General features: G+C 65.7%; 10 protein-coding genes and 2 pseudogenes. 5 read left to right on the top strand and 7 right to left on the bottom strand.

Features of this window, described 5'->3' with window-relative positions; translation table 11 throughout:
• Positions 1 to 111: 111 nt before the first annotated feature.
• A complete protein-coding gene (locus V6W80_RS09635) occupies positions 112 to 546 on the bottom strand; it encodes a MarR family transcriptional regulator (protein ID WP_017641756.1) in 435 nt (144 codons plus the stop codon).
• A gap of 73 nt (positions 547 to 619) precedes the next feature.
• On the bottom strand, positions 620 to 2,758 hold the full coding sequence (gene recQ, locus V6W80_RS09630) for a DNA helicase RecQ (protein ID WP_338546793.1): 2,139 nt from the start codon (positions 2,756 to 2,758) through the stop codon (positions 620 to 622).
• A gap of 162 nt (positions 2,759 to 2,920) precedes the next feature.
• Here recQ and V6W80_RS09625 point away from each other — a divergent pair, with 162 nt between their 5' ends.
• Both V6W80_RS09625 and V6W80_RS09620 read left to right on the top strand, forming a co-directional pair.
• Entirely contained in the window at positions 2,921 to 3,505 is a 585-nt protein-coding gene (locus V6W80_RS09625; protein WP_338546792.1) for a YecA family protein, read from the top strand.
• A 3-nt stretch (positions 3,506 to 3,508) separates the two neighbouring features.
• Positions 3,509 to 3,907, top strand: a complete 399-nt coding sequence (locus V6W80_RS09620; protein ID WP_068383999.1) for a YbaN family protein — start codon at positions 3,509 to 3,511, stop codon at positions 3,905 to 3,907.
• 63 nt (positions 3,908 to 3,970) lie between these two features.
• Here V6W80_RS09620 and V6W80_RS09615 read toward each other — a convergent pair whose 3' ends face one another.
• The 5 genes and pseudogenes from V6W80_RS09615 to V6W80_RS09600 form a co-directional block, all read right to left on the bottom strand.
• On the bottom strand, positions 3,971 to 4,147 hold the full coding sequence (locus V6W80_RS09615; protein ID WP_017641752.1) for a hypothetical protein: 177 nt from the start codon (positions 4,145 to 4,147) through the stop codon (positions 3,971 to 3,973).
• A gap of 57 nt (positions 4,148 to 4,204) precedes the next feature.
• Positions 4,205 to 4,816, bottom strand: coding sequence for a tRNA-uridine aminocarboxypropyltransferase (locus tag V6W80_RS09610; protein WP_068383997.1), 612 nt, complete (start codon positions 4,814 to 4,816; stop codon positions 4,205 to 4,207).
• A gap of 62 nt (positions 4,817 to 4,878) precedes the next feature.
• Positions 4,879 to 5,880, bottom strand: a pseudogene (locus V6W80_RS24060) (methyl-accepting chemotaxis protein); the annotation flags it as partial.
• A 282-nt stretch (positions 5,881 to 6,162) separates the two neighbouring features.
• Positions 6,163 to 6,444 (bottom strand): annotated as a pseudogene (locus V6W80_RS24055) (PAS domain-containing protein); the annotation flags it as partial.
• A 104-nt stretch (positions 6,445 to 6,548) separates the two neighbouring features.
• Positions 6,549 to 7,451 (bottom strand): LysR family transcriptional regulator, encoded by a 903-nt coding sequence (locus tag V6W80_RS09600; RefSeq protein WP_338546786.1) that lies wholly within the window; start codon positions 7,449 to 7,451, stop codon positions 6,549 to 6,551.
• Between the two features lie 136 nt (positions 7,452 to 7,587).
• Here V6W80_RS09600 and speB point away from each other — a divergent pair, with 136 nt between their 5' ends.
• The 3 genes from speB (at position 7,588) to V6W80_RS09585 (ending at position 11,622) form a co-directional block, all read left to right on the top strand.
• Positions 7,588 to 8,538: an agmatinase gene (gene speB, locus V6W80_RS09595; RefSeq protein ID WP_173148142.1), complete on the top strand. Its 951-nt coding sequence runs from the start codon at positions 7,588 to 7,590 to the stop codon at positions 8,536 to 8,538.
• Positions 8,539 to 8,673: 135 nt separating this feature from the next.
• Positions 8,674 to 10,179, top strand: coding sequence for a purine-cytosine permease family protein (locus V6W80_RS09590; RefSeq protein ID WP_338546784.1), 1,506 nt, complete (start codon positions 8,674 to 8,676; stop codon positions 10,177 to 10,179).
• A gap of 63 nt (positions 10,180 to 10,242) precedes the next feature.
• Positions 10,243 to 11,622, top strand: coding sequence for a sodium:solute symporter (locus V6W80_RS09585; protein WP_338546782.1), 1,380 nt, complete (start codon positions 10,243 to 10,245; stop codon positions 11,620 to 11,622).
• The last annotated feature ends 12 nt before the right edge of the window (positions 11,623 to 11,634 follow it).

The following is an 11,634-nucleotide window of genomic DNA, read 5'->3' as shown; positions in this document are numbered from 1 at the left end:
AGGACGGCTGCGGATGGGATGGAGCGCTAGCGGCGATGCCAGACGCTCCGGCCAGATTCAGTACCTGTGCTGGGTGGAGGTACCCGGACGGAGCGAGCCGCCAGACGGCGGTCAGCCGCGCTCGAGATTGGCGAGGACGCGCTGATGCACCTGCTGGCAGATGGCGATCTCTTCATCGTCGAGACCACTGAGCAGCTCCTTGCGCAGGGCCTCGGCGATGGTCTCGATCTTCTCGATCAGCGGACCGGCTTCCTGGGTCAGCATGATGCGCTTGGCACGACGGTCCTCGGTGACCGCCAGGCGCTTGACCAGCCCCTGCTTTTCCAGGCCGTCCAGCAAGCGGGCCAGGGTCGGCCCCTCGATGCTGATGCTCTGGGCCAGTTCACGCTGGGTGGGCTGGACCCCCTTCATCCGCGCCAGGTTCAGCAACACCTGCCAGCGCGCCTGAGACAACCCCAGGTGACTCAGGCGACGGTCGAGCTCGGCGCGCCAGGCACGGGAGACATGAAAGATCTGGCGGCCGAACAGGTGTGGATCGGTAGTCATTCAGGCTAAACCTTGTACTTGGATTTTCTCATTATTCTGGGTGTAGGCCCTGCGGAGCAACCGCCGTCCTCAGCTAGTCGGCCAACTCGGCCTGCAGGGCAGCCCGCACACAGTACAGCGCGCCACTGGTCACCCGCCCTTCGAAACGCGGGGCGATCTGGGCTACCGGCGGCAATTCGCCTTCGTCTTCGAGGAAGGCATCCTGGATTTCCGCCAGCAGCTCCTCCGGCAGGTCCAGGGCCTGCTCCAGAGCGATCTGCTGTTGGGCAATGGCTTCGGCCAATAGTGCATAGACATTCTTTTCAGAGCAATTCAGTTGGCGCGCGGCCTGCTCCGGGGTCATGCCGGCGCGTACCAGCGTCAGCACCTCGTGACGCACGTCGGCGACCGGAGCCGGCGCCGCGCCACCGTCATTGAGAGCGTCGAGAAAGGCCTGGCCATAGCGCTCCAGCTTGCGGGCACCCACACCGCTGACGCGACTCATCTCGTCCAGCGAGCGCGGCTGGCTGCGCAGCATCTCCAGCAGGGTGGCGTCGGGAAAGATCACATAGGGCGGTACCGAGTGCTCTTCGGCCAGCTTGCGTCTCAGGGTGCGCAACACTTCCCACTGCTCGCGTTCGTCGGCACGTACCAGCTGGCTGGCGGCGCTGGCCGAAGAGCCGCTGCTCGCGCCACGCCCGCGCTGAGGCTTGGGATCACGACGCAATTCGATGCGGACTTCGCCTCGCAGCAGGGGGCGGCAGCTTTCGGTCAGGCGCAGGCCGCCATAGCCGTCGACGTCCACCTCGGCCAGGCCACGGGCGACCAACTGGCGGAACAGGGTGCGCCACTCGTCTTCGCCGCGCGCCTTGCCCAGGCCGAACACCGCCAGGCGCTGATGGCCGAGACTGACGATCTTCTCGGTCTCGCGACCGAGCAGGATGTCGACCAGGTGCCCTACCCCGTAGCGCTGACCGCTGCGGTAGATGGCCGACAGCGCCTGGCGCGCCGGCTCGGTGGCATCCCAGGTCTCGACGGTGTCGATGCAGTTGTCGCAATGGCCACAGGGCTGCGGCAGGTGCTCGTCGAAATAGGCCAGCAACACCTGGCGCCGGCAGCGGGTTTCTTCGCACAGGGCCAGCATGGCTTCGAGCTTATGCCGCTCGATGCGCTTGTGGCGCTCGTCGCCTTCGGAGTTCTGCATCATCTGCCGCAACAGCAGTACGTCCTGCAGGCCGTAGGCCATCCAGGCGTCGGCGGGCAGGCCATCCCGCCCGGCGCGACCGGTTTCCTGGTAGTACGCCTCCAGGCTCTTGGGCAGGTCGAGGTGGGCGACGAAGCGCACGTTGGGCTTGTCGATGCCCATGCCGAAGGCGATGGTGGCCACCATGATCAACCCTTCCTCGTTGAGGAAACGCTTCTGGTTGGCGGCGCGGACGTCGTTGGGCAGGCCAGCGTGATAGGGCAAGGCGGGGAAGCCCTGATTGCTGAGCTGCTCGGCCACCTCCTCCACCTTCTTGCGCGACATGCAGTAGACGATGCCAGCATCGCCGCGACGCTCGGCGAGAAAGGCCAGCAATTGCTTGCGCGGCGCTTCCTTGGGCACGATGCGGTAGAAGATGTTGGGACGATCGAAGCTGGAGAGAAAGCGCTCGGCCTCTTCCAGGTGCAGACGGCTGGCCATCTCCTCGCGGGTGCGAGAATCCGCGGTGGCAGTGAGCGCCAGGCGCGGCACGCCGGGAAAATGTTCGGCCAATTGCCCGAGCTGCATGTATTCCGGGCGGAAGTCATGGCCCCATTGGGATACGCAGTGGGCTTCGTCGATGGCGAACAGGGCGATGGGCAGGCGCTTGAGGAAATCCAGCATGCGCGGCTGCACGAGGCGCTCGGGCGCCAGATAGAGCAGCTTGATCTCACCGCGCTCCAGCTGCGCGGCGACGGATCTCTGCTGTTCGCCGGTCATGGTGGAGTTGAGCGCGGTCGCTGACACGCCCAGTTCCAGCAGGGTGGCGACCTGGTCGTCCATCAACGCGATCAGCGGCGAGACCACCACAGCCACGCCGGGCCGCAGGAGGGCCGGCACCTGGTAGCACAGGGACTTGCCGCCGCCCGTGGGCATCAGCACCAGCGCATCGCCACCGCTGGCCACACGCTCGATGATCCGGGCCTGGTTGCCACGGAACGCGTCGTAGCCAAAGACGTCTTTAAGGATGCGCAGCGCAGGTTCTGACATGAAGCCTCCTCGAATGGAAAGGCCATTATACGGATGCCGAGGTCGCTGCGGCGGTGCTTTTCCGTCGGCCAGCCCCGGGCCGTCAGGTTCGACGTGACCCGGGCGCTCGTCTACAATTCCGGCCGTTCTGCCCTTTCGAATCCTTTCCGAGGTAAGTAGCCGATGTCCTTCGCCGAACAATTGACCCGTCTGCGCGATTTTCTCGATGCAGACGATCTGCACGAAGAAGCGCTCGACTACGTAGCCGCCCATGGCTACCTGACCGCCCTGTCCATTTGCCCGGAAGAGGTTCCCGAACGCGAGTGGATCGATGCCCTCTTCGCCGAACCGCCGCAGTATCGCGATGCCGCCCAGCAGGAAGAGATCGAGCGCGCCCTGGTGCAGCTCAAGGCGCACATCCTGCGCGTGCTGGGCAGTGACGAAGAGCTTGATCTGCCCTGCGACCTGGAGCTCGGCCCCGAGCCGGACGAATCCGAGCTGCGCGGTTGGTGCATCGGCTTCATGGAAGGCGTGTTCCTGCGCGAAGCCGTGTGGTTCGAAGACGCCGAAGACGAGGTCAGCGAGCTGCTGCTGCCGATCATGGTTGGTTCGGGCCTGTTCGATGAGCAGCCGGAATTCGCCGAGATCGCCCAGGATCGCCGCCTGGTCGCCGACATGATGGTGCAGATCCCGGAATTGCTGACCCAGCTGTTCCTGCTCTGCCACTCCCCCGAAGAAAAGCCGGCGCTGCTCAAGCCGCGTCACTGAGCGATGGACGAAGCCACTCCCAGACCCCGCCAGCGCAAGGGCTGGGTCCGCTACCTGCTGCTGGGCCTCGGCTGGCTCAGCGTGGCGCTGGGCATCATCGGCGCCTTTCTGCCGCTGCTGCCCACCACGCCCTTCCTGCTGCTGGCCGCGGCCTGTTTCATGCGCAGTTCGGAGCGCTTCTACCTGTGGCTGATCAACCACAGGTGGCTGGGACCCTGGGTCAAACCCTACCTGGAAGGCGACGGCATCCCGCTCAAGGGCAAGGTCTACGCCATCGTCGCCATGTGGATCAGCGTGGGGTTTTCCTGCTGGCTGGTGCCCTATGTCTGGGCACGGGTGGCGGCCTTCACCAGCTGTGCGGCGGTAACGGTCTACCTGCTCAAGCAGAAGACCCGGCGCTAGCCGATAGGCATGAAAAAGGGCGATCAGTGATGATCGCCCTTTTTCATGGGTGACGCCGTGGCGTCAGGCGGCGCTGGCCATGGGGGTTGGCGGCGCCTGATCGGGGACGGTGGGCTCGCCCGGCTCGCTGGGCTGGATGGGCGCCGGATCGGGCTGATCGGGTTCGCCACCCGCGCGGGGCAGACCAAAGGCGGCAAGGCTGGCGAATTCGTCGTGCGAATGGATCGGGAAGCGGGACATGGCGTGATTCCTCTGCTGGCTCTCTAGGTAGAGTGGTCCGACACCCGGGTAATTCCCCTAGTCACGCTGCTCCGGTCCGCCATGATTGCGTGCAAAGGTTTCCGGCCCCATGGCGGCGATCTGGCCGTCGATCAGCGCCTCGAAAGGCGCGAGCAGCGCATCGAAGCGGCGCGGCGCCTCCAGCGCATTCAGCGCCGCCACCACGGCCTCCACGGTCGATAGCGCATCCGGCGCCGGGGCCTTGCGCACCCGGTAGCGCGAAGGGGCGCCAGGCGGCAGGGTGAGCCTGGGCAACGCGGCCAATAGCGGATTAGCGTGCAGCAGCAGCCGTGCCTTGCGCCAGGTGCCGTCGGGAATCACCAGCAGCCGTTTCGACTCGATCTTAGCCGGGGGTGGCACGAGGTTCACCGTGAGCGCTTCGGGGCCTGGAAACAACAGCCAGGCATCATGATCGGCGAGCCAGAGCGGCAGGTCGGCAAAGGTCTCGCCGATCTCCAGTTGCGCATTGCTGAGCCCGAGGGCGACCAGACGTGCGGTGTTGAGGGGATGGCGCCGCTCGCTGGGATGCTGCAGCAACAGCACCCGCGTGCGACTGGCCAGCGCAGGGATCAGCGCGCACAGGCAGAGCGACAGGGGACGCTGGCAGCGCGCGCAAGCGGGACGGGACATCAGGGCTTCCAGAGCGAATCGAGGCGGCGATCATACCGGATCGCCGCCGCCCTCCCCGCGACTCAGCGATTGAAGCGGGCGGTGAGATCGTGCAGGTAGTCGGCCATGCCTTCCAGCTCGCGACTCAGTTCCGAGCCGCGGCGGGCCTGGGCGGAACTGTGGTCCGAGAGATCGGCGATGCGGCTGATCTGCCGATTGATGTCTTCGGACACGTGGCTCTGCTCCTCCACCGCGGTAGCCATCTGCTGGCTCATGGCGGTGATGAGGCTGACCGATTCGCTGATGCCTTCCAGAGATTCGCGTACCGCTGCCGAATGGCGTTCGCTCTGGCGCGAGGTCTCCTCGCCGCGACTGGCGGTGGCTACGGCGCGGTCGGCATTAGCCTGCAGATTGGCGATGATCTGGTGGATCTGCTCGGTGGACTCGCGGGTACGGGAGGCCAACGAGCGGACCTCGTCGGCTACCACCGCGAATCCGCGACCGGCTTCACCGGCGCGGGCGGCCTCGATGGCGGCGTTGAGCGCCAGCAGGTTGGTCTGTTCGGCGATGGCGGTGATGACATCGGCGACGCTGCCGATGCTCTGGGTGGAGCTGGCCAATTCGCCCACCGCCTGGCCGATGTCGCTGACCGCCGCGCCGAGTTCACGCATGGAGGTCAGGCTCTCTTCAGCCTTGTCGCGTCCGGAATGCACCATGTTCTCCGCGTTGGCGGCGGCCTGGGCGGTTTCCTGGACGTTTTGCGAGACCTCGTGGATGGTGGAGGTCATCTGGGTGATGGCGGCGGCGGATTGATCGGTCTCATGGCGCTGCTGTTCCAACAGCTCCGCCCCGGACTGGGACAGCTGCGAAGACTCGCGGGCCTTCTGGCGCACGCTGTCGCCAACGTCGGCCAGACGCGTCAAAGCGGTCTGCAGGCGCGCGGCTTCGCTGTGCAACGCGAGGTCCAGACGCGCCGGGGCGCCGATCTGGTCGCTGTAGGTCGGCGCGACCACATCACTGGAGAACATCTTGGGATGATCGGCGAGGATGCGCTCGATACTGGCGCGCTGGCGATACAGCTGGTGGGCACTGACACCCAGCAGGGCGGCGACGATAAGGGCTGCCTGAGCGGTGTCGTCCAAGATGAAGTGACCGCCCAGGATGACGCTGGCGGCCGCCACGGTCGACCAGCAGGCGGAGATGGCGCTGGTCAGGCGACGGATCCGAGGCACGGGAGCCTTGCCGGTATTGATCCGTGCATAGAGCTCGCCGGCGCGGCGCACCTCGTTGGCACTGGGCAGGGAACGCACGGATTCGTAGCCGATCACCCGCCCCTGTTCCAAGATCGGCGTGACGTAGGCACTGACCCAGTAGAAGTCGCCGTTCTTGCAGCGATTCTTGACGATGCCCATCCACGGCTTGCCCTCCTTGAGGGTCGCCCACATGTGGCCGAATACGGGCGGCGGCATGTCGGGATGACGCACCAGATTGTGCGGACTGCCGATCAGCTCCTCCCGCGTATAGCCACTGATGGCGATGAACGCTTCGTTGCAGTAGGTGATGTTCCCCTGCAGGTCGGTGGTGGAGATGAGTCGTTCTTCTTCCTTGAAGGTACGGCCCTGTTGGGTGACCGGCAAATTCGTGCGCATGCGGGTGCCTTATCTAGCGGGTTATCTACTCCGTGGGACATCAACCATTTAAATGGTGGCTAATTGCCCGCACAGGTGAAAACGGTAACCCCTTGGTTATCGTCCTAGTCGCTATCGGCATGTTGCATCTGGGCTTTAAGGATGCGTTGAAAACTTTGGATAAGTGGCTCGCGACCCCGCCCTCGGCGGGTGATGAGGGAGAACGGCGCCTGATAGCCAAAGGTCGCCGGTTGCAGCGCCTTGAGGCGCCCCTGGTCGACCCAGGCATGGACGTAGTGCTCCGGCAGATAGCCGATATAGGCGCCGGAGAGGATGAGAATCAGCTGGGCCTCCATGCTTTCCACGGTGGCGGCGCTTTCTTTGAAGCCATGGCGTGCCAGCTCGGCCTGACTCCAGTAGCCGCGCCGCACCATGCGCTGGCGGGTGATCACCTCGGCAGGGATACGCCGCTCCTGGAACAGTGGATGCCGATCGCTGCAATAGAGCCAGTGCTGCTCGCGATAGAGCGGCTGGTAGACCACACCGTTCATGCGCGCGGAAAAGGCGCCCACGGCGATATCCAGCCGTCCCTCCAGCACGCCCAGCTGCAACTCGTAGGGACTGGTCACCGCCAGATGCAGGTGAACGCCGGGATAGTCGTGGGTATAGCTGCCGATCACCTGAGCCAGCGGCAGCGCCGGCTCGCTGGACAGTGAATCCAGTACGCCCAGGTTGAGGGTGCCGCTCAGTTCGCCCTTGAGGGTGGTGGCATAGCGTTCGAAGCCTTCGATCTCGCCCAGGATGCGCAGCGTCTCCTGGTGGAAGAGTTCGCCCTTGCTGGTCAGGGCGAAGCCGCCACGGCCGCGATGACAGAGGGTGACCCCGAGCTGACCTTCCAGCTGGCTCATGTAGGTGCTGATGGCCGAGGTGGACAGGTTCAGTTCCTGCTGCGCCGCGGCGAAGCCCTGGTGGCGTACCACGCAGGCGAACAGCTTGAGCAGGCGGATGTCGTGGAGGGCATTGGCCATGGCGGACTCCCGGTGGACGCGGCCCGGCAGTCTAGCCATTAGTTCAGAAATCTCTGAAGTGATTTTTTGCCCGCGCCGATTCTTCGCCTGTCAGTGACTTTGCACAATCGGGTCATCAGCACAACGAGGATGACCCGTGGAAAAGATCCTGCACCAGCCGCTGGGCGGCAATGAGATGCCCCGCTTCGGCGGTATTGCCAGCATGCTGCGGCTGCCCCACCTCGCTTCCCCGGCCGGCCTCGACGCCGCCTTCATCGGCATCCCCCTGGACATCGGTACCTCGTTGCGCTCCGGCACCCGCTTCGGGCCGCGGCAGTTGCGCAGCGAATCGGTGATGATCCGTCCCTACAACATGGCCACCGGCGCGGCGCCCTTCGACTCCCTGAGCGTCGCCGATCTGGGCGACGTCGCCATCAATACCTTCAACCTGCTGGACACGGTGCGGCTGATCGAAGAGCACTACGACCGGGTGCTGGAGCACGATGTCACCCCCCTCACCCTGGGCGGCGACCACACCCTGACGCTGCCCATCCTGCGGGCCATGAAGAAGAAATACGGCAAGATCGGCCTGGTGCACGTGGATGCCCATGCCGACGTCAACGAGCACATGTTCGGCGAGAAGATCGCCCATGGCACCACCTTCCGCCGCGCCGTGGAAGAAGGCCTGCTGGACTGCGACCGGGTGGTGCAGATCGGCCTGCGGGCCCAGGGCTATGCCGCCGACGACTTCGACTGGTGCCGCGAACAGGGCTTCCGGGTGGTGCAGGCCGAGGAGTGCTGGCATCAGTCCCTGACCCCACTGATGGCCGAGGTGCGCGAGCGGGTGGGCGGCGGGCCGGTATACCTGTCCTACGACATCGACAGCATCGACCCGGCCTGGGCGCCAGGCACCGGTACCCCGGAGATCGGCGGCCTGACCACCATCCAGGCGCTGGAAATCATCCGCGGCTGCCGCGGCCTCGATCTGGTGGGCTGTGACCTGGTGGAGGTGTCGCCGCCCTACGACACCACCGGCAACACCGCCCTGCTCGGCGCGAACCTGCTCTACGAGATGCTCTGCGTGCTGCCGGGGGTGACCTACCGCTAACCCCTTAGGTGCGGTGACCCGCCATGACGGTCGCCCACCCGCTGTCTTTCGCTGCCGAACACCGGCGGGCTCCTGGCCCGCCGACAACAAGAACGCGGGCCCTGCCCTGTGTATAACCGTGTCGAGGCGTCATCCATGGACCATCATGACGGCATCACCCGTATCGAAACCTTCGGGGTCGAGCAGATTCCCGACAACGAACGCCATGCCACCCCCTTCGATCTCTTCCGCCTGATCTTCGGCGGCGCCAACACCTTCGCCACCGCTGTCCTGGGTAGCTTTCCGATCCTGTTCGGCTTGTCGTTCCCGGCCGGCGTACTGGCCATCGTGACCGGGGTCCTGTGCGGCGCGCTGATCCTGGCGCCCATGGGTCTGTTCGGCGCGCTCAACGGCACCAACAACGCCGTCTCCTCGGGCGCTCACTTCGGCGTGCATGGGCGTATCGTCGGCTCCTTTCTCTCCCTGCTCACCGCCATCGCCTTCTTCTCGCTGTCGGTGTGGAGTTCCGGCGACGCCCTGATAGGCGGGGCCCAGCGCCTGATCGGATTGCCGGAGAACGCCCTGACCCTGGGCCTGGCCTACGGACTATTCGCCGTGCTGGTGCTGACGGTCTGCCTCTATGGCTTTCGCTTCATGCTATGGGTCAACAAGATCGCCGTGATCAGTGCCAGCCTGCTGTTCCTGCTCGGCATCCCGGCCTTCGCCGGCAGCTTCGACGCCACTTACGAAGGCACCCTGCAACTGGGCCAACCGGGCTTCTGGGCCGCCTTCATCGGCGCGGCGCTGGTGGCCATGAGCAATCCGGTGTCCTTTGGCGCCTTTCTCGGCGATTGGTCGCGCTACATTCCCCGGCAGACGCCCCGCCGACGCATCCTGCTGGCGGTGATCGCGGCTCAGACCGCCACCCTGATTCCCTTCCTGTTCGGCCTGGCCACCGCCTCCCTGGTGGCGGTGCAGGCCCCCGCCTATATCGCGCAGAACAACTATGTGGGTGGCCTGCTGGCCATAAGCCCCACCTGGTACTTCCTGCCGGTGTGCCTGCTGGCGGTCATCGGTGGCCTGTCCACCGGCACCACGGCGCTCTATGGCACCGGCCTGGATCTCTCCAGCGTGCTGCCACGGTTGTTGACCCGGGTACGGGCAACCCTGCTGATCGGCCTGGCGGCCATCGCCTTCATCTTCATCGGGCGCTTCAGCTTCAACCTGGTGCAGAGCGTCTCCACCTTCGCGGTGCTTATCGTGACCTGCACCAGCCCCTGGATGGTGATCATGATCTTGGGCCTGCTGGTACGCCGCGGTTTCTACTGCCCGGACGACCTCCAGGTGTTCACCCGTGGCCAGCGCGGTGGCCGCTACTGGTTCCACCACGGCTGGAACTGGCGCGGCATGGGCGCCTGGATTCCCAGCGCCCTGCTCGGGCTGGCCTTCGTCAACCTGCCCGGCCAGGTCGTGGGCCCCCTGGGCGCGCTGGCCGGCGGCATCGACCTGAGCCTGCCCCTGGCCCTGGGCAGCGCCACCCTGCTCTACCTGATTTTGCTCCTGCTGTTCCCGGAACCGGTTGCCGTCTATGGCCCGGCCGGTGCACGGCGCCCCAGACGCCGACGTGCCCGCGCAACACCTCCAGGCATCCGCGCCGCCTGATCCCGAACCCTGTCATGGGGCCGGCGCGCCCGGCCTTGCTCAGCCCTACAAGAGATCCCGTCAATGATCCTGGATATTTCCGTCGTCCTGGCCTATGCCCTGGCCATGTTGTTGCTCGGCTGGTACGGCATGCGCCGTGCCCGCAATCAGGAGGAATTCCTCGTCGCCGGCCGCAACCTCGGTCCGGCCTGCTACCTGGGCACCATGGCCGCCACCGTGCTGGGGGGCGCCGCCACCGTGGGCACGGTGCGGCTGGGCTACGTCCATGGCCTGTCCGGCTTCTGGCTGTGCGCCATGCTGGGCGGCGGCATCCTGGTGCTCAACCTGTTTCTCGCCAAGCCACTGCTGAAGCTGCGCATCTATACCGTGACCCAGGTGCTGGAACGACGCTACACGCCTCTGGCGCGCCAGGCCAGCGCCGCCATCATGTTCGTCTATGCGCTGATGCTCAGCGTGGTCTCGGTGCTGGCCATGGGCACGGTGATCCAGGTGCTGTTCGAGTTGCCGTTCTGGAGCGCCATTCTGCTCGGCGGCAGCGTGGTGGTGATCTATTCCAGCATCGGCGGCATGTGGTCGCTGACGCTGACCGATATCGTCCAGTTCGTCATCAAGACCGCGGGCCTGATGTTCGTGCTGCTGCCCATCTGCCTGACCCGGGTCGGTGGCTGGGACGCCCTGGTGGCCAAGCTGCCGGCCAGCGCCTTCGCCCTGACCAGCATTGGCTATGACACCATCTTCACCTACTTCCTGATCTACTTCTTCGGCATCCTCATCGGCCAGGACATCTGGCAGCGGGTCTTCACCGCGCGCAGCGAAGGCGTGGCGCGAGTGGCGGGCAGCCTGGCCGGCGTCTATTGCGTACTCTATGGTCTGGTAGGTGCGCTGATCGGCATGTGCGCCCGGGTGCTGCTGCCGGACCTGGGTGATGCCAACAACGCCTTCGCCGCCATCGTCCGCAGTACCCTGCCGGACGGCATCCGCGGCCTGGTGATCGCCGCCGCGCTGGCCGCCATGATGTCCACCGCCAGTGCCGGACTGTTGGCGGCCTCCACTACCCTGACCGAGGACCTCCTGCCCCGGCTGCGTGGCGGCAAGGCCTCGACCCTGGGCATGGCACGTGGTTTCACCCTGCTGGCCGGCCTGGCCGTGCTCGCCGTCGCCTTGCTGGTGAATGACGTCATCGGCGCCCTGACCCTGGCCTACAACCTGCTGGTGGGCGGCATCCTGGTGCCGTTGCTCGGTGCCATCCTCTGGCCGCGCGCGACCACGGCCGGAGCGCTGGCGAGCATGCTGCTGGGCTCGATCGCGGCCATCGTCTTCATGCTCAAGGACGGCCTGGAGGCGAATACGCCGATCTATTTCAGCCTCGGCCTGAGTCTGGTCAGCTTCGTGCTGGTGAGTCTGCTCACGGCGCGTACCCAGGTGGCGCCGCGGCCTGCCTGACCGGCCGCTGCT

The organism is Pseudomonas benzopyrenica (assembly GCF_036884265.1).
In the GTDB taxonomy this organism is placed as follows: Bacteria; Pseudomonadota; Gammaproteobacteria; order Pseudomonadales; family Pseudomonadaceae; genus Chryseomonas; species Chryseomonas benzopyrenica.
This window is presented reverse-complemented; position numbering and strand designations above follow the sequence as displayed.